Origin of the sequence: Microbispora rosea, assembly GCF_044460045.1 — a bacterium.
In the GTDB taxonomy this organism is placed as follows: domain Bacteria; phylum Actinomycetota; class Actinomycetes; order Streptosporangiales; family Streptosporangiaceae; genus Microbispora; species Microbispora rosea.
Genome location: NZ_JBITJO010000003.1, coordinates 168,003 through 185,503, shown reverse-complemented (window position 1 = coordinate 185,503; position 17,501 = coordinate 168,003). Strand labels below are relative to the sequence as shown.

The 17,501-nt window shown below is 72.4% G+C and carries 12 protein-coding genes; 5 read left to right on the top strand and 7 right to left on the bottom strand.

The window, feature by feature from the left end; translation table 11 throughout:
- The first annotated feature begins 374 nt into the window (after positions 1-374).
- A complete protein-coding gene (locus ACIBK1_RS13300; RefSeq protein ID WP_396734677.1) occupies positions 375-3,797 on the top strand; it encodes a DUF4082 domain-containing protein in 3,423 nt (1,140 codons plus the stop codon).
- 18 nt (positions 3,798-3,815) lie between these two features.
- Here ACIBK1_RS13300 and ACIBK1_RS13295 read toward each other — a convergent pair whose 3' ends face one another.
- The 7 genes from ACIBK1_RS13295 to ACIBK1_RS13265 form a co-directional block, all read right to left on the bottom strand.
- Positions 3,816-4,943, bottom strand: a complete 1,128-nt coding sequence (locus ACIBK1_RS13295) for a glycosyltransferase family 4 protein (RefSeq protein WP_396734675.1) — start codon at positions 4,941-4,943, stop codon at positions 3,816-3,818.
- Positions 4,940-6,259, bottom strand: coding sequence for a lipopolysaccharide biosynthesis protein (locus ACIBK1_RS13290; protein ID WP_156080854.1), 1,320 nt, complete (start codon positions 6,257-6,259; stop codon positions 4,940-4,942). Before ACIBK1_RS13290 ends, ACIBK1_RS13295 begins: the two co-directional genes overlap by 4 nt.
- Positions 6,260-6,264: 5 nt before the next feature.
- Complete coding sequence (locus ACIBK1_RS13285) at positions 6,265-7,407, bottom strand: glycosyltransferase (protein WP_396734671.1); 1,143 nt, start codon at positions 7,405-7,407, stop codon at positions 6,265-6,267.
- A gap of 10 nt (positions 7,408-7,417) precedes the next feature.
- The gene (locus tag ACIBK1_RS13280; RefSeq protein WP_396734668.1) at positions 7,418-8,680 is read right to left on the bottom strand and encodes a hypothetical protein; all 1,263 of its coding nucleotides are present in this window, start codon (positions 8,678-8,680) and stop codon (positions 7,418-7,420) included.
- A gap of 6 nt (positions 8,681-8,686) precedes the next feature.
- The gene (locus tag ACIBK1_RS13275; protein ID WP_197042542.1) at positions 8,687-9,790 is read right to left on the bottom strand and encodes a glycosyltransferase; all 1,104 of its coding nucleotides are present in this window, start codon (positions 9,788-9,790) and stop codon (positions 8,687-8,689) included.
- A 37-nt stretch (positions 9,791-9,827) separates the two neighbouring features.
- Complete coding sequence (locus ACIBK1_RS13270) at positions 9,828-10,559, bottom strand: class I SAM-dependent methyltransferase (protein ID WP_030507204.1); 732 nt, start codon at positions 10,557-10,559, stop codon at positions 9,828-9,830.
- A gap of 133 nt (positions 10,560-10,692) precedes the next feature.
- On the bottom strand, positions 10,693-12,987 hold the full coding sequence (locus tag ACIBK1_RS13265) for a hypothetical protein (RefSeq protein WP_396734664.1): 2,295 nt from the start codon (positions 12,985-12,987) through the stop codon (positions 10,693-10,695).
- 338 nt (positions 12,988-13,325) lie between these two features.
- Between ACIBK1_RS13265 and ACIBK1_RS13260 the strand changes: the two genes are divergently transcribed.
- The 4 genes from ACIBK1_RS13260 to ACIBK1_RS13245 all read left to right on the top strand — a co-directional run bounded on the left by ACIBK1_RS13260 (position 13,326) and on the right by ACIBK1_RS13245 (position 17,497).
- The gene (locus ACIBK1_RS13260) at positions 13,326-14,468 is read left to right on the top strand and encodes a glycosyltransferase (protein WP_231513823.1); all 1,143 of its coding nucleotides are present in this window, start codon (positions 13,326-13,328) and stop codon (positions 14,466-14,468) included.
- On the top strand, positions 14,465-15,409 hold the full coding sequence (locus ACIBK1_RS13255) for an NAD-dependent epimerase/dehydratase family protein (RefSeq protein WP_396734660.1): 945 nt from the start codon (positions 14,465-14,467) through the stop codon (positions 15,407-15,409). The genes ACIBK1_RS13260 and ACIBK1_RS13255 overlap by 4 nt, the downstream gene beginning before the upstream one ends.
- A gap of 64 nt (positions 15,410-15,473) precedes the next feature.
- Entirely contained in the window at positions 15,474-16,472 is a 999-nt protein-coding gene (locus ACIBK1_RS13250; RefSeq protein WP_030507208.1) for an NAD-dependent epimerase/dehydratase family protein, read from the top strand.
- Entirely contained in the window at positions 16,469-17,497 is a 1,029-nt protein-coding gene (locus ACIBK1_RS13245; RefSeq protein ID WP_051761530.1) for a glycosyltransferase family 4 protein, read from the top strand. The genes ACIBK1_RS13250 and ACIBK1_RS13245 overlap by 4 nt, the downstream gene beginning before the upstream one ends.
- The last annotated feature ends 4 nt before the right edge of the window (positions 17,498-17,501 follow it).

The window sequence follows — 17,501 nt, the reverse complement described above, 5'->3', positions numbered from 1 at the left end:
GGGCCGGTGCGAAATCCCGGCGAATTCTTTTCCGGGGATACCACCACGTAAGCCTTCCGGCCGTCGGGCGGCCGGGGCGCGCCGATTCCACGCGCATCCCTTGCCCCGCTCTTTGACGGCGGTTTACCCGGCCCCGCGCCGGAGGCGCGCACAGGGTGCACGAAATGAGAAACGGTATCCGCCCTGCAGGGAACTCTCCGCTTCCGCGCATGTCGCCGGGCGATATTCGGTCACCGCTATCCTTCGCTAGCCGTCCTCAGCTTAAGGCGTTCCGTCGCGCGAACCAGAGGTTGTACATGCCAGGCGAATGGAAAACAGTGGGCGCTGCCCGGAAAACAGGAATTCCCCGCACCGCGCGTATCTTCGGCACTGTTGTGACGGCCGCGGCCGTCCTGCTCGCCACAGCCTGGGCTCCGGTCTCCGCCGGAGACTCCGCCACAGACCTGGGCCAGGGCGACGTGAAGATCGTAGGCACGCCCCCCTCCGGCTCGCCGCAGGGCACGCCCACGCCGAACGCCAAGGTTTCCCCCGGTGCCTCCACAGGCGCCCCCGCGCCCCAAGCCCCCGGAGTCCCGGCGACCCCCACGGCACCCGGCACGCCCGGCGGCCCCGCCGGACCCGCGGCGCCCGAGCCGCCCGGATCCGTGCAGACGGCCGACGCGGTCGAGGCGAGCCCCACGACGGACGCGCAGGCCGCGCGCCTCGGCGGCTGGGGGCACCTCCGGAGGGGACAGGGCCGGGCGTCCCGTCAGACCTGCCCGCCGGGGTCGATCATCTGCGTCGAGAACAGCCTGCCGGGGAGTCCGCCCTCCGAGTGGGACGTGCCCGGCGCGGGCAGCCCGACGATCACCGGCTACGCCACCCAGATGAGCGTCAACGCGGGACAGACCCAGCAGTTCAAGGTGAACGCCCCCTCGATCACCTCCTACCGGATCGACATCTACCGGGTCGGTTACTACAGCGGTCTCGGGGCGCGGAAGATCGCCACCGTCAACCCCTCGGTCCCGCTGCCGCAGGCGCAGCCGGCCTGCCTGAGCAACACGACGACGGGCCTGGTCGACTGCGGCAACTGGAGTGTCTCGGCGTCCTGGGCCGTGCCGGCCGACGCGGTCTCCGGCGTCTACCTCGCGAACTTCACCCGCACCGACGGCACCAGCGGAGTCAGCCAGAACATCTTCGTCGTCAGGAACGACGCGCGTAATTCCGACATCCTCGTGCAGACCTCCGACGCGACCTGGCAGGCGTACAACACCTACGGCGGCAACAGCCTGTACAAGGGCCTGCCCGTGGGCCGCGCTTTCAAGGTCAGCTACAACCGCCCGGTCATCACCCGCGCCGGATGGCCGGAGACCTATTTCTTCAACGCCGAATACCCCATGATCAGGTGGCTGGAGTCCAACAGCTACGACGTGAGCTACACCAGCAGCGTCGACATGGTGACCAGCGGCTCCCAGCTGCTGAACCACAAGGTGTTCTTCTCCTCCGGGCATGCCGAGTACTGGTCGCAGGAGATGCGCGACAACGTCATCAACGCCAAGAACAAGGGCGTCAACATCGCCTTCTTCACGGGCAACGAGATGTTCTGGAAGACGAGGTGGGAGAGCAGCATCGACCCCTCGGCGACCCCGAACCGGACGATGGTCTGCTACAAGGAGACCGTCGCCAACATGAAGATCGATCCGAGTCCCACCTGGACCGGGACCTGGCGGGATCCGCGTTTCGCCCAGCCGCCCAACGGCGGCTATCCGGAGAACGCCATGACCGGGACGCTCTTCATGATCAACGGCAACGTCAACAACGCGATCACCGTTCCGGCGGAGTACGCCCCGATGCGCCTGTGGCGTAACACCTCGATCGCGAACCTGCAGCCCGGGCAGGTCGCCACCTTCCCGAACGGGACGCTGGGCTACGAATGGGATGAGGCGCCGGACAACACTTTCGCTCCGGCGGGGCTGGTCCTGTTCTCCAAGACCACCGTGGCCACCACCACCAAGTTCCTGCTCGACTTCGGCGCGACGTACGGCGCCGGAATCTCCACCCACAGCCTCGTCCTCTACCGCGACCCGAGCGGCGCGTACATCTTCGGCGCGGGGACCATCCAGTGGTCGTGGGGGCTGGACGCGGTCCACGACCGGCCGGGCACGCCGACGGACATCCGGATGCAGCAGGCCACCGTCAACCTCCTCGCCGACATGCGGACCCAGCCGGCCACCCTGCAGGCAGGTCTGGTCCCGGCCACGCCGTCGACCGACACCGCTCCCCCGACCTCGACGATCACCACCCCGTCGAGCGGCGCCTCGGTGCCCGGCGGCACCACCGTGACGGTCGCCGGATCCGCCGCCGACACCGGGGGCGGCGTCGTGGCGGGGGTCGAGGTGTCGGTCGACGGCGGCACCACGTGGCATCGGGCGACCGGCCGGACGGCCTGGACGTACGCCTGGACGACGACGAGCGGCCAGGGCCCGGTCACGATCATGTCCCGGGCCGTCGACGACATCGGCAACATCCAGCGGACCCCGGCCAGCAGGCCGGTCACCGTCAACGCGGGCTGCCCGTGCTCCATCTGGTCGCCCGACACCGTGCCCGCCAACGTCACCAAGGACGACAACAAGGCCATCGAGGTCGGTGTGCGATTCCGGGTCCGCAGCCCCGGCTACATCTCCGGGATCCGGTTCTACAAGGGCCCGCTGAACACCGGGACGCACGTCGGCAGCCTGTGGACCAACACCGGGCAGTTGCTGGCCCAGGCGACCTTCACGAGTGAGACGTCGACAGGCTGGCAGCAGGTGAACTTCTCGACGCCCGTGCCGGTGAACAACGACGTCACGTACGTCGCGTCCTACCACACCAACACCGGGTTCTACTCGGTCAACCGGGACTACTTCGTCACGCAGTACTCCAACGGCCTCATCACCGGACTGGCGGACGGCGCGGACGGCGGCAACGGGCTCTACACCTACAGCAAGACGAGCACGTTCCCGACGAGCACCTACCGGGCCAGCAACGCCTGGGTCGACGTGGTCTACTCGCAGGCGACCACGCTGTGGGACGAGTCGGCGACACCGGACGTCGTCGCCCAGCCCGACAACAAGGCGGTCACGCTGGGGGTCAAGTTCCAGTCCTCCGTGTCGGGCGCCATCCGGGGGATCCGGTTCTACAAGAGCACCCAGAACACGGGTGTCCACGTCGGCAGCCTGTGGACCACCGACGGGCAGTTGCTGGCGAACGTCACGTTCACCAACGAGACGCCGTCCGGCTGGCAGCAGGCGCTCTTCTCCACACCCGTGAACATCACGCCGGGCACCACGTACATCGCGTCGTACTTCACGCCGACCGGGTTCTACGCGCTGGACCGGTTCTACTTCACCACGCAGTACAGCCGCGGCCCGCTCACCGCTCTGGCCGACGCCGCGTCCGGCGGCAACGGCGTCTACACCTACGCCGGGACGAACACGTTCCCGACCGCCACCTATCGCGCCTCCAACTACTGGGTGGACGTGCTGTTCGACCCCGCCCAGGCGCAGGCTGCGCAGGCCGCCCGGCGGGCGTTGCGCTACGGAGCCGACCGGGCGTACGGGAACCCGGTGCCGCACTCGCTTCCGGGGCGACGGCCCGCGGCGCCGTACGCGCCGGCCCCGCTCGTCCGAGGGACCGGCCGGGCGCAGCGCGACGCCGCGAGGGCGCCGATGCTGGAGAGGTTCTCCTACCTGGCACGGCCCCCGCGGTCCGGGGCGTTCCATCCGGGAGGCCGCGGGCACGCGCGGCATCCCGGCGGTCGGCCGGGCTCCCGGTCGTGAGAGGCCGACCGCGCGCGATCAGCCGCGCGCGGTCTCGCGGCAGGGCCGGGAGCGGCGCGCCGGTTCACCGGCGCGGGCCGCCTCGTACCAGTTGTCGATGACGGCGGCCGTGCGCGGCCAGTCGAGATCCGAGACCGCCCGCCGCCCGCGCTCCACCATCCGGACTCGGGCGGCGGCGGTGTCGAGCACCGACTTCAGGTGCGCCACCAGGTCCTCGGCCGACCCGCTGCGGAACACCCGATAGGCGTCCCGATCGGCTACCACCGGGCCGAGCGTGGCGTCGGAGGACACGACGACCGCCGTGCCCAGGGCGAGGGCCTCCAGGGCGGCCGTCGGGATCCCCTCACCGATGGACGCGAGCCTGCGCGAGGCGAGCACGAAGACCTCCGCCCGGCTGACCAGCGCGTGGACGTCGTCGCCGGACAGCTGCCCGGCGAACTCCACGCCCTCCCCGGCGAGCCGTTCGAGCCGGGCCCGCTCCGGTCCCTCCCCCGCGATGACGAGGCGCACCCCCGGGCGTACGGCCCGCAGCCGGTGGAACGCCTCGATCGTCAGAGCGTGGTTCTTCACCGGCACGAGGCTGCCCACGCTGACGATCAGTCCGGGTTCCACGACCGTCCGCGCCCTGATCGCCTCCAGGCGGGGCAGGTCGAGGCCGCTCGACATCGTGCGGATCGCCTCGGCAGGGACACCGGCCCTGCACAGGTCGGCCGTCGGCCGGGCGCCGATGGCGACGAACCCGGCGACGTGACGGAAGGCCCACGGCATCACCGCGCGCTGCCCAATCGCCAGCGCGCCGTGAACGGTGAGCAGCAGCGGGACGCGCAGCCGGCGGGCGGCCGGGCCCAGGAAGAGCGCCTCACGGTGGTCGCCGTGCAGGTTGACGACGTCCACCGGCCCCAGGCCGGGGAGCGCTGCCGCGCACTCCAGTGCGAACGCGACCGGGTCGGACCTGCGGGCGGCGACGCGGCCGAGGCGGGTCGGCGTCAGTGTCACGGCCTCCGCACCCGGCGGGACGTCGCCGCGCCGCCGGGCGACCAGCACCTCGTGCCCGCGCAGCACCTGCTCGCGCGCCAGCCGCGCGATGTAGCGCTCCTTTCCTCCGGGGTCCGGGGGCAGCCGATATCCGATGTGCAGAATCCTCACGTCATCCTCCCCGAGATCGATCTGTCCGCCCCGCGCGAGGCGTGCGAAACGCTGCGCCCCCGCGACACGGCGGCGGCGGCCCATCGGACATCGCGGGCGCCGGGCAGCAGGTCACGGGCGCCCAGCCCGGCCACCCGGGCGAACCACCCGACCTCCGCCACGGCCATGGCCCCGTAGCTCACCGTGGAGGCCAGCGCCGCCCCGGCCGGTCCCCACATCGGAATGAGCACGGCGTTCAGCGCGACGTTCGAGGCGAGGGCCCCGGCGGCGACGCCGGTCATCGTCATCGGGCGGCCCAGCCGCACCAGGTACTGCTCGACCGGCCGCAGCAGGGACCACGCGACGGTCCCCGGCGCGAGCGCGAGCAGCGGGAGCACGCTGCCCGTGAAGGCCGCGCCGTACAGTCTCGGGATCAGCAGCGGCGCGGCGCACGCGAGCACGCCGACGGCGGCCGACGCAAGCATCAGGTTGAGCCGGATGGCGCGCGCCGTGACCGCGCGGGCGTCGGACTCGTCCCTGACCGCCTGGCGGGACAGCACGATCTGCGCCAGCGCGTCGGTGGGCACCCTGGACAGCGACAGGAACGACGTCGCCACCGTGTAGAGGCCGACCTCGGCCGGCGCCGCCCAGGCGGTCAGCAGCAGGACGTCCACGGTCAGCAGGAGATGGAACGCCACCGCCCCGAGGTGATACCGGCCCGACAGCGCCAGTTGCCTGCGGGCGAGGGCCGCCTCCCCGCGTACGGGCAGCCCGAGTGGACGGGCGAACAACACGAACGGCATGAGCGTGGAGACGGCCCAGCAGGCGACCACCGCGGTGAGCGTGAGTCCACCGGCCACGGCGAGCAGCAGGATCGGGACGTACAGCACCACGGCGGACAGCACGACCGACCGATTGGCCAGCCCGACCCGGGACTCCAGCAGCGCGATCCCCCTGAGATTGACCGCCGCGACGCCGAACGGCACGGCGAGCAGCGCCACGACCACCAGGTGGGTGGCGGCGGTCAGGGCCAGGGCGCTCACCGCACCCAGCGTCAGCAGGGCGGAGGCGGCGCCGAGGAGCAGCCCGAGGACCGCGGCGTTGCCGACCAGGGGCCGGTGGCGCTCCAGGACCGGCCACAGCGCGATCTGCGACCTTCCGACCGACAGGTGGCCCAGCACGGTCGCGATCCCGGCCGTGGTGGTGATCGTCGCGTAGACTCCGCGCCCCTCCGGTTGCAGGCAGCGGGCGAGGAACACGCCCGCCACCGCGGCCAGGACCAGCGGGATCGCCTGGCTGGCCATGGTCTGCAGGAGAGTCCTGACGCCCGTCCTCATCCGGTCTACCTCCCGCGGCGAGCCGCGAGCAGCCGCTGGTACATGCCGAGGTGCTCCTCGGTGACGGCCTCCATGTCGAGGTTCTTCCACGCCCACGCCCGCGCGGCCGCGCCCATCGACGCGGCGAGCGCTCGGTCGTCGAGCAGCCGGGCGATGCCGTCGGCCAGCGCCTCCGGCGCCGCGGGGGGCACCAGGACGCCGCGGTCCTCCAGCAGTTCCGGCGTGCCGCCCACGGCCGTGGCCACGACCGGGCGGCCCGCCGCCATCGCCTCCATGACCGCGTTGCTCAGGCCCTCCTCCGTCGACGGGAGCGCCACCACGTCGGCGCGGGCCAGCAGCCCCGCGTTCTCCTGGCGGAAGCCGAGGAACCGCACGTCGACCCCGGCCTCCTCGGCCTGCCGCTCCAGCCTTCCGCGCTCGGGCCCGTCCCCGACGAGCACGAATGTGCAGGGCCGGCGCCGCCGGGCGAGCAGCGCCGCCGCCTCGACGAGGAACCGCTGCCCCTTGTTGTCGCTCAGCCGGGCCACGCACGCGACCACCGGCAGCGCGCTGCCGACCGGCTCGGGCTCGGCCCGGTCGAAGGCCGACGGCGCGAGCCCGTTGTAGATCACGCTCACCTTGCCGGCGGGCACTCCCTCGACCTCGCGCGTGCCCTGCGCGATGGCCACCGAGTTGGCCACGACGTGGTCGGTCATCAGGTTCACCAGGTGCTCGAACGCCGCCGTCCAGGGCGCCTTCGGCCTCAGGTAGCCCTGCGTGCGCCGGGCGGTGACGACCACCGGGACCCCGGCCAGCCGCGCGGCGGGCGTGCCCAGCAGGTAGCTCTCGTAGAGGAAGCCGTGCACGATCTCGGGCCGCAGGCGGCGCAGCAGCCGCACCAGCCGGGCGAACGCCCGCAGGTTGCGCGCCGGCGACACGACGCCCCGGGAGAAGCCGAGCCGGTGCACCGGGATCCCGGCCGCGCGCAGGTCGTCCTCGTGCGGGCCGCCCCTGGACAGGACGAACACGTGGACCTCGACGCCCCGGTCGCGCAGCCGCTCGGCGAGCAGGCACAGTTGCCGCTGCGCGCCCCCGAGGCCCAGATGCCCGATGAGGAGCACGACGCGCTGCACCTTGCATTCGTCCGTGCCTTCGTCCGCGATTGCCATACGAGGGACCTCAGGTTCTGTGTACGAGTGAGTCGGAGGGGTCGGGGTCGGCGGACCTGCCGTCCCGCGGCGTCCTGGTCCACGCGACCGCGGCCAGCAGACTCGCGATCATCACGATCGGCATGCGCTGCCGGAAGATGAGGCCGATGTTCGACATGGTCGTGGCGTACGCGACGGAGCCGGGGATGACGAACAGCAGGATGATCAGGAGCATCCGCCGGTCGTCGCGCCAGAGCCGGCGCGCCCCGAGCACGGCGCAGCACAGCAGCCAGTACCACAGAAGCGTGTCGATCTTCCCGAGTTGGAGCGCCAGGCTCCCGCCCATCCACGGGAAGGGGGACAGCAGCGTGTAGACGAGCTTCGGCCCCAGGGCGTTCCAGGCGCTGCCCTCGTCGTCGAAGACGACGCCCGAGCCGCCCTCCGCGTTCGCGAGCCGGGTGTGCTCCGACTGCCCGCGGTCGAGTTGCTCCTGCACCGCGCCGAACGGCCCGTTCTGGTCGGCACCCCTGTCGACGCCCAGGTCGATGCCCTGCAGGAGCAGGAGGACCGGGATCAGCAGCGCGGCGAAGACGACCAGCCCGCGACCTGACAGCGCGCGCCTGATCCGGGCGACGCCGACCAGCAGCGGCAGGGCGCACATGAACACCATGTACGGCCGCACGTTCCACAGCGCCCACAGCAGCGGCAGCAGGGCGATCACCTTGCGCGGGTCGAAGCGTTGCATGTTGGACGCGCCGAGGCCCAGGCAGGCCACCACGAGGAACGCGTTGAAGCCGTCCTTGAAGGTGTCGGAGGTGTGCAGCAGGAAACCGGGCAGGAACGCCGTGATCACCAGCAGCCGGAACGCCGCCCGCTCGTCGGCGCCGACGACCCGGGCGAACCGGTAGAGGACGACGCACACGGCGCAGGCGATCAGTGCCACCACGGCGGTGCAGGCGAGCGGGGCCGGCCCCCCGCACAGGTACATGACGAGGGCGAAGACGTGACACGGCACCGCCACCCCGTAGACCGAGCCGAGCTCGTCGGACGTGACGAAGTGCACTCCGCTGTGCCGCCACAGCTCGACGATCCCGAGCGCCCTGGCCTCGTACGAGAGGTTGTCACCGCCGTACCCGAGGCTGTTGGACCGCAGGATGAGGACGTGGACGACCAGCCGGAGCGCGAAGGCGGCCAGCAGCACGGGCAGTGCGCGCCGCGCCACCGGCGGGGCCAGAGTCGTGTGCGCCATCACGACCAGCAGCACCGCGACGACGATGACGACGATGTACTCCACCTGGGATCACCTGGAGTTTCCGGCGCACGCCTCGGCGTACAGCGCTTCGAACCACTCCGCGGCCCGCCCGATGTCCACCAGGTCGGCGCTCTCCCCCGCTCCCGCCCGGAGCCGCGCCAGTGTGCCGGGCCGCATCGCCCGAAGGATGCCCTCGGCGAGCGCGTCGGCACTGCCGGGCGGGGTGAGGATGCCGTTGCGCCCGTTCTCGACAAGATCGGGCACGCCGCCGACGGCGGTGGACACCACGGGCACCCCGGCCGCGAGCGCCTCCATGACGACGACCGGCAGCCCTTCCCACGAGGAGCTGAGGACGAGCAGGTCGGCGGCGGCGATCAGCCGTCCCGCGTCGGGCACGTGGCCGGCGATCCGGACGGCGTCGTCGAGCCCGAGCCCGGCGATGCGGCGGCTCGTCGGCTCCAGCTCCGGGCCTGACCCGGCGAGCAGGAACACGGCGCGCGGATCGGCCGCCACGACCCTGGCGGCGGCGTCGACCAGCAGCCCGTGGTTCTTCTGCGGCCGGAAGTTCGCGACGTTCACGATGAGGAAGGCGTCGTCGGGGACGCCCCACTCCCGCCGGGTGCCCGCGGCCAGCGTGGCCCGGTGCCGCTGCTCCGCCACGCGCACCCCGTGCACGCAGGTGTCCGGGGCGCGGCCGCGCCTGCCGGTCCGCGCCCGGGCGACCTGGGGCGAGACCGCCACGGTGCGGCTGTCCAGCCACCCGGTCAGCCGGTCGAGCAGCATGGTCACCGGCCGGTAGCGCACGTTGTGCACCGTCGAGACCAGGACCGGCCGGGGCCGCCACAGCCGGGACACCGGCCGCAGCAGCGCTCCGGGCAGCGGCGAGTGCAGGTTGACGACGTCCGGCCGCAGCCGTCTGACCTCGCGGAGCAGACGCGCGAGCCGCAGCGTCCGCGGACAGGCGGTGAGGTCGACGACCTCGATCCCCGCCGACCTGAGCCGCCCGGTCAGTTCGCCGGTGGACGCGCTCAGGCACACCACCGTGTAGCGGTTCGCCGGACGCGACGTGGCCAGCAGCCGTTCGACGAGGAGCACCTCGGCTCCGCCGACGTCGAGCGTCTTGATCACTTCACAGACATGGACACCGCGCATCGCGCTCGATCCCCTCGAAAGGCGTTCCATCGGGGTGCTAGCGGCGCTCGACGGCCCGCAGCCCCGAGCCCGTGACGCCGATGTACTTGCCCTCGTAGGCGAAGACGCGGAAGAGCGGCTGCCGCTCCGCGTACTCCCGGAAGACCAGGTTGTCCTGGATGTCGTCCATGACCATGACGTGCCTGCCGGTCAGATGGGGCCGCACCCGCCGGAGGAAGAACTCCCGCCCGTCTCTGGTCTTGTCCGAGTCGTAGTGGACGAGGTCGACCATCGTGTCCGGGGACAGGAATTCCTCGAGATTGCGGCGGTCGCCCTTTATCCGCAGCGACCACCGGCTTTTCAGGTCGTTCGGCACGACATATCCGATATAGCGCTCCGGATTGGCGATCCGGAAGAACGGGAAATCGCTGGACATCAACCGTCCGGTCCCGTTGACCCGCATCGCGGCGAGCATCGCCGCGGTGGACCAGCCGGCCGCCACTCCCGTCTCCAGGGCGAGCGCGGGCCTGACGACCCTGGTCAGCAGATAGAGCAGTTCCAGGCCGCCGGCCCCGCCCAGGTCCACCCCCGCGGCGGCGAGCGCCTCCATGCGCGGCCGGGCGAGGTCCGCGAGGGACTCGGCGAACTCCTTGCCCTCCCGCCACAGGACCGGGTCGACGGCGTTCCCCCACGTGTCCATGTCCTGCGCGTGTTTCGCCGCCCAGGCACGGGCGGCGTTCCGCTCCCGGTCGTGCCCATGGCTCAGCCGCGACCAGATTTTCCGCGTCATCACGGGGAGATAAGCGGGACGGGCGGCATTCCTGGCGACGACGCGAATATTCATAACCGAAGGATACGAGCGCCGTTCATTCGTCATCGGGAGCGCCATCGGAATATCTCGGAAAACGGAGCGGAAGAAAAATTCACCGGAGCCGGTAGACCGCGTAATCGCCGGAGCGGTACGCCGGCGTCGCGCCGGCCGGCGCCTCCGGATCCCCCGGCCGCCGCTCGGACACCAGCCACCGTACGCCGTACCTGTCGCGCAGCAGCCGGCCCGCCGGAGAGGCGGGGTCGCGGACCGCGGCGTCGTTGTCCCGCAGCAGCCGTTGGTCCCGGAACGGGATGTCCTGCACCCGCACACCGGGGCGCCAGCGCGCCATGTTCGCCGAGGTGTACGTCCAGCCCTCGACCAGCACGCGCCGTTCGGCCAGTGCCGCCAGCCAGAAATGCCGGCTGTCGCACGGGTTCTCATGGCCCCATCGGCAGTGGGCGTCCGTGGCGACCAGGTCGTCCGGGCTCGAATGGGCCCGCAGCCACCTGGCCGCCGCCACCGTCCCCTCCGGGACCGTCCCCCCGGACACCCCGGCCTCGGCAGCGTCCTCCCCCGCGCCGCCTGGAACGGCGCCGCCGTTCGGGAGCGCCCTGGTGACCCACGCGGCGGGCAGGCCGAGGGCGCCGACGAGGAACACCGTGCACGCCCACAGGCGCACGCCCCGCCATCCCCTGAGCGCCAGGACGCCGACGACCAGGGCCACGACCAGGGCCAGCACGCCGTAGGGCAGATAGAGGAGCGCCTCGGGCCGCCCGGGCTCCAGGGGAACCCGGACGCCGCACAGCCACCGCACCAGGACCTCGATCAGCACCCCGGCCGCGACCGCCAGGCCCGCGGTCCGGTACGGCAGGCGTGCACGGGCCCGGGCCGCGGACAGCCCGCGTGCCGCGACGACCATCAGGTAGGGATAGGACCCGGCCAGGAAGTAGATCTGGCTCATCTGGCAGTGCCCGAGCAGGAGCACCGCGCCGAGACCGGATCCGCCCATGCCGAGCATGAGGAGCACCCCCGGCGGTGTCCGCGTCCCCGGCCGGCCCGCGAACAGCCCGAGGACGCCGAACCAGATCAGCGCCCAGCACACCGCGTACAGGGCGGCGACCCCGAGCAGCGAGGCGGTCCCCGGGCGCGCGTCGCCCCGGCCGGTCAGCTCGCCCCAGGTGACGCGTACCAGCGAGAGGGGATCGACGACGATGCCGTTGCGCGCGCCGCCGAACAGCACGAACTGCGCGAAGAGCAGGCACACCCCGGTCATCGCCGCCAGGGCGAGCAGCGCCGGAGAGAGCCGGCGCCGCCTCACCGCCCCGACCGCGCCGGCCGTCGCCAGGCCGGCGGCGAGCAACGGCAACTGGGTGGCCTTGGCGCCCATCACCCCGACGAGGAGGACGCCGAGCATGGTCCATCGGCCCGCACCGCCGCGGCCTTCCAGGAGGTCGGCCGCGAGCAGGACGACGGGCGCGAACAGCAGCGCCCCGAACGTCTGGGACGGGCTCGTCCACGACTCGGCCTTCCAGGTGAACACTCCCGTGCTCGGGCCGAGGTACAGGCTCGGCGCCACGACGTAGAACGTGCCCGCGACGGCGGCCAGCGCGCCCGCCCGCGAGCCCGCGCCGCGCCTGGCGACCATCCCCAGCAGGACGACGAGCGCGGCCAGCACGGGCAGCATGCCGAGCCGGAACAGCAGCACCAGCGGCTCGACGCCGGTGATCCAGCTCGCCGCAGCGTAGTGCGCGTACACGAACCAGTGGTAGAGCAGCGGCTCCCCCGCGACCATCGGGGTCGCGGGCGGCATGTGGTGTTTCAGCTCCCCGATGAGCGCCAGGTGGTAGGGCAGGTCGACGTTGGCCGAGGCCATCTCCGGCCAGGTCAGGGCGGTGTGCCGGAAGAAGGTCACCGCGCTCCAGGCGACCAGGCTCGCGACGGTCAGCGCCAGCGCCCACGACCACCACACCGGCGCCGGCGTGCGCAGCGCCCTCGATCCGCGTCCGCGCAGCCGGGGGACCACGGCGACGGCCGCGAACGTGGCGACCGGCCACGCCAGCACGAGCAGCGGCGCCCCGGCGGCCCGGGCGGCCGCGTAGACGACGACCTCGACGGCGTAGCCCAGCGCCACGCCCAGCGCGATCTCCTCGGCCAGCGTGCGGCGGCCCCGGTAGAGGGCCCGCACCAGAAGCGTCCCCGGCAGCGCCACGCAGACGGCGAGGTACACCGCGAAAAGGCCGAGATCCCTGACGGAGACGCCGTAGAACAGCGCCACGCCCGCGGTGAACGCGGTCACCGACACCGCCGGCAGCCATCTCAGGAGAAGGGCCGGGGCGGATCGGCCGGGCCGGCCGTGAGGACTGCGCCCCTCGACCGGTCGCTGTGGGGTGAGTGCTGTTTCGGCCATGCGGGCAAGCCTCGCGACCGCCGAAGGTCCGCCCGGGGCACGACGCCTGCCCCCGGCGGAGTCATTGCCACTCCTTTGTACGCGGAGACCGCCCCTGCGGCGAGGAAAAGGCCGTGGAGACCGCGCGATCGGCGGCATTCCGCTTCCCACCATTGCTTTACCTTTCCGTCCGGCCCGCGCCGATCGGCCTGAATCATGCCTCGGTAGGGAATGCGGAAAGGCTTCGCCGCCGCCGTGACGGTGTCGGCGAAAAGCTCAAATCGCGGGTTAGCTTCTCCGACGTGAACAGGCTCATCACCGAAGAGCCCGTGGTGAGACCGGACGGCCGAATTCGGGTCATGGAAATCATCGCGCGCATGAACATCGGCGGCCCGGCGACCCAGATCCTGGGGCTGTACGAACGACTCGACACCGAGGAGTTCGACCACCGCCTCTACACCGGGCAGGTCGAGGAGACCGAGGGCGACCGGCTCAGGGAGGCGGCGGAGCGGGTGCACCGCGTCCCCGGCCTCGGCCGCTCGATCCGGCTGGGCGACGACTGCCGCGCGCTGCTGCGGCTGGCCGCAGAGATGCGCGCCTTCCGGCCGCACATCGTGCACACCCGTACGGCCAAGGCCGGCGCGCTCGGCCGGGTGGCCGCGCGCCTCGCCCGGGTCGGTTCTGCTCGGGTGCACGTCTTCCACGGCCATCTGCTGGACGGCTACTTCTCGCCGGCCAAGCGCCGCGTCTACGTGTCGGCGGAGCGGCGGCTGGCCGCCATGACCGACCGGCTGGTGACGGTGGGCGCCAACGTGCGCGACGACCTGCTCGCGGCCGGGATCGGCCGTCCCGGGCAGTACGTCGTGATCCCGCCGGGCGTACGACTGGGCCGGGTGCCCGGCCGTGAGGCCGCCCGCGCGGAGCTGGGCCTTCCCCCGGACGCGCCGGTCGTCGCCTTCGTCGGCCGGCTGACGGGGGTGAAGCGGCCCGACCGGTTCCTCGCGGTGGCGCGGGCCGTGCGCTCCCGCCTGCCCGCCTGCCGGTTCGTCGTCTGCGGCGGCGGCGAGCTCACGGACGAGGTGGAGCGGGCCGCCGCCGCGGCGCAGGGCGCCTTCCACCTTCTGGGGTGGCGGGCGGACGTCGAGACCGTCTACGCGGCGGCGGACGTCGTCCTGCTCACCTCCGACAACGAGGGCACGCCGCTGACGTTGATCGAGGCCGGCATGGCGGGCACTCCCGTCGTCGCCACCCGTGTGGGCAGCGTCGAGGAGGTCGTCCGGCACGGGGTCACCGGCCTGCTGGCCGCCCCGGACGCGGGAGAACTGGCCGAGCACGTCTTCCGGCTGCTGACCGACCCGGTGCTCGCCTGCCGCATGGGCGAGTCCGCCCGCCGCTGGACGACGGAGTCCTTCGCGGTCGAGCGCCTGGTGGCCGACACCGAGGCGCTCTACCGGTCGCTGTACGCCGCGTCCAGCCCGTCGTTCCCAAGGAGCATCGCATGAGAGTCCTCGTCACCGGAGGCGCCGGGTTCATCGGCGCCAACCTCTGCCGGGCGCTGACCACCCGGCCCGAGGTCGAGAGCGTCACCGTGCTCGACGACCTGAGCAGCGGGGACGCGGCCAACCTCGCCGACGTCGGGGCCGACCTCGTGACCGGCAGCATCCTCGACCGCGACCTGCTGGCCGAGCTCGTGCCCGGCGCGACGCACGTGATCCACCTCGCCGCACGGCCCTCGGTGCCCCGGTCGGTGAAGGACCCGCTCGCCTCGCACGCCGTCAACGCGACGGGGACGCTGCACGTCCTGGAGGCGTGCCGGGCCACCCGCCCGCACGTGATCCTGGCCTCGTCCTCCTCGGTGTACGGCGACAGCGACGAGACGTGCAAGCACGAGGACCTGCCGACCCGGCCGCTGAGCCCGTACGGCGCGAGCAAGCTGGCCACCGAGGCCTACGCGCTGGCGTACGCCGCCAGCTACGGCCTGCCGGTGCTGCCGTTCCGCTTCTTCAACGTGTACGGCCCGCTCCAGCCGGCCGGGCACGCGTACGCCGCGGTGATCCCGGCGTTCGTCAGTGCCGCGCTGGCGGGGCGGCCGGTCCCGATCCACGGTGACGGGCGGCAGGCGCGCGACTTCACCTATGTGGGCTCGGTGGTGGACGTCGTCACCGACGCCGCCGTCCGCCGGGTCACCGGCGACACGCCGGTCAACCTGGCGTTTGGCACCCGTGTGTCCCTGCTCGACCTCAAGGACGCCCTGGCCGCCGTACTCGACCGGCCGGTCGAGGCGGAGTTCCTGCCGCCCCGCGCGGGCGACATCCGTGAGTCGCAGGCGTCGGCCCGCCTGCTGCTCGACCGGTTCCCCGGCGTCCGGCCGGTGCCGCTGGAGGAGGGCCTGCGCCTCACCGTGACCTGGTTCGAGAAAACGTCCGGCGCCTCGTTCGCCTGACCTACCACCTTTGCGCACGCAGTCCTATTGCGATCCTGTCAACTCCACTTGCTGGGAGAAGGCCTTGACCACGTCAAGCGGGAACACCTATCTGATCACGGGCGGAAGCGGCTTCGTCGGGTCCCACCTGACCGACGCCCTGCTCGCTCGCGGCGACTCGGTCGTCGTCCTGGACAACATGTCGACCGGCCGCCCGGCCAACCTCGCGCACCACGCGGGTGACCCGCGCCTGCGCGTGGTCCAGGGCTCGGTCCTGGACGAACTCGTCGTGGACGAGCTCGTGCACGAGTGCGACGTGGTGGTCCACCTTGCCGCCGCCGTGGGGGTGAAGCTGATCGTCGAGCAACCGTTGCGCTCGCTCACCACCAACATCCGCGGCTCGGAGATCGTCGTCGAGGCGGCGCACCGCTACCGGCGGAAGATCCTCGTGACCAGCACGAGCGAGATCTACGGGAAGAACTCGGCCGGCCCGCTCCCCGAGTGGTCCGACCGGATCCTGGGCAGCCCGGACGTCGTCCGCTGGGCCTACAGCACGGCCAAGGCGGTGGAGGAGATCCTGGCCAACGCCTACCACGGCGAGCGCGGCCTGCCGACGGTCGTCGTCCGGCTGTTCAACACGGTGGGGCCGCGGCAGAGCCCGGCGTACGGCATGGTCATTCCCCGGCTCGTCCGGCAGGCGCTGACGGGCATGCCGCTCACCGTGCACGGCGACGGCACGCAGACCCGCTGCTTCGCGCACGTGCGCGACGTCGTACGGGCCCTCCTCCTGCTGCTCGACGACGACCGCGCGGTCGGCGGGACGTTCAACGTCGGCTCCAGCGACGAGGTGAGCATCCTGGAGCTGGCCAAGCTCATCGTCGAGCTCACGGAAAGCACCTCCGGCGTCGACCTCGTTCCGTACGCCGAGGCCTACGGCAAGGGCTTCGAGGACATGACGCGCCGCGTTCCGGACACCGGCAGGCTGCGCGCGCTGACCGGGTGGACGCCGGCCCTGTCGCTGGACGACATCCTGCTGGAGACCATCGCCGACGCCCGCGCCGAACTCGCGGCCCCGGGCCGGTGAGCGGCAACGCCGCCCTGGTCACCGCGATCAGCGCCTTCACCGGCAGCGCGGCGGCGACCCCCGTGATGCGGCGCCTCGCACTGCGCTGGGGGCTCACGGACCGGCCCGGTGGGCACAAGTCGCACCGGCGTCCCACGCCCTACCTCGGGGGGATCGCCATCATGCTGGCCGCGGTCGTCCCTCCGCTCGCGTTCGCCGGCCCGGCCGTCACGCGGATCGCCGGCATCCTCGTCGGCGCCGTCGCCATGGCCCTGCTCGGCCTGATCGACGACGTCGCGCCGCTCCCACCGCCGACCAGGCTGGCCGTGCAGGCGCTGGCGGCCGGGGTGGCCGTGACAAGCGGGGTCGTCGCGCCGGTGACCGGAGCCTGGCCGGACGTGCCGATCACCCTGCTGTGGATCGTCGTGGTGACCAACTCGTTCAACCTGCTCGACAACATGGACGGCGCGCTGGGCGCCGTCACCGTGGTCAGCACCGCCCTGCTGGCCGCCGCCGCCTTCGTGTCCGGGCGTCCAGAGATCGGCCTGCTCCTGGTCGCCCTGTCCCCCGCCGCCTTGGGGTTCCTGCTGTACAACTGGGCGCCGGCGCGGATCTTCATGGGGGACGCAGGTTCGCTGTTCATCGGGTTCGTGCTGGCGTCCTCGGCGGCACTGGTGATCACCGGAACCGGGACCGGAACGGCGGTCGCGGGCCTGCTCCTGCCGACCTTCGTCGCGACCGTCGACACCGGGATCGTGCTGCTGTCGAGGCGCAGGGCAGGCCGGCCGCTGCTGCAGGGCGGCTGCGACCACCTCTCACATCGACTGCACCGGCTCGGTCTCGGCAAGCGGCTCACGGCCCTCGCGCTCGCCGTGCTCGCGGCCGCCGCCGGTCTGGCCGACCTGGCGATGACGCTGGGCTGGATCGCGCCGGCCGCCGCGGCGATCGGCGGCGTCGCCGCCGCCTGCGTCGCCGTCGTGCTGCCGCAACGCGTGCCGGTCCACCCGCCGGCCCGCCCCCAGACCTCTATCCCTGTAAGGGGCTGACACC

What these genes read in the sequence shown, in the direction of transcription:
- ACIBK1_RS13255 (WP_396734660.1), top strand. Translation starts at nt 14,465, where the DNA reads ATGAGAGTCCTCGTCACCGGAGGCGCCGGGTTCATCGGCGCCAACCTC.
- ACIBK1_RS13265 (WP_396734664.1), bottom strand. Translation starts at nt 12,987, where the DNA reads ATGGCCGAAACAGCACTCACCCCACAGCGACCGGTCGAGGGGCGCAGT.
- ACIBK1_RS13260 (WP_231513823.1), top strand. Translation starts at nt 13,326, where the DNA reads ATGGAAATCATCGCGCGCATGAACATCGGCGGCCCGGCGACCCAGATC.
- ACIBK1_RS13275 (WP_197042542.1), bottom strand. Translation starts at nt 9,790, where the DNA reads ATGCGCGGTGTCCATGTCTGTGAAGTGATCAAGACGCTCGACGTCGGC.
- ACIBK1_RS13290 (WP_156080854.1), bottom strand. Translation starts at nt 6,259, where the DNA reads ATGAGGACGGGCGTCAGGACTCTCCTGCAGACCATGGCCAGCCAGGCG.
- ACIBK1_RS13285 (WP_396734671.1), bottom strand. Translation starts at nt 7,407, where the DNA reads ATGGCAATCGCGGACGAAGGCACGGACGAATGCAAGGTGCAGCGCGTC.
- ACIBK1_RS13270 (WP_030507204.1), bottom strand. Translation starts at nt 10,559, where the DNA reads ATGACGCGGAAAATCTGGTCGCGGCTGAGCCATGGGCACGACCGGGAG.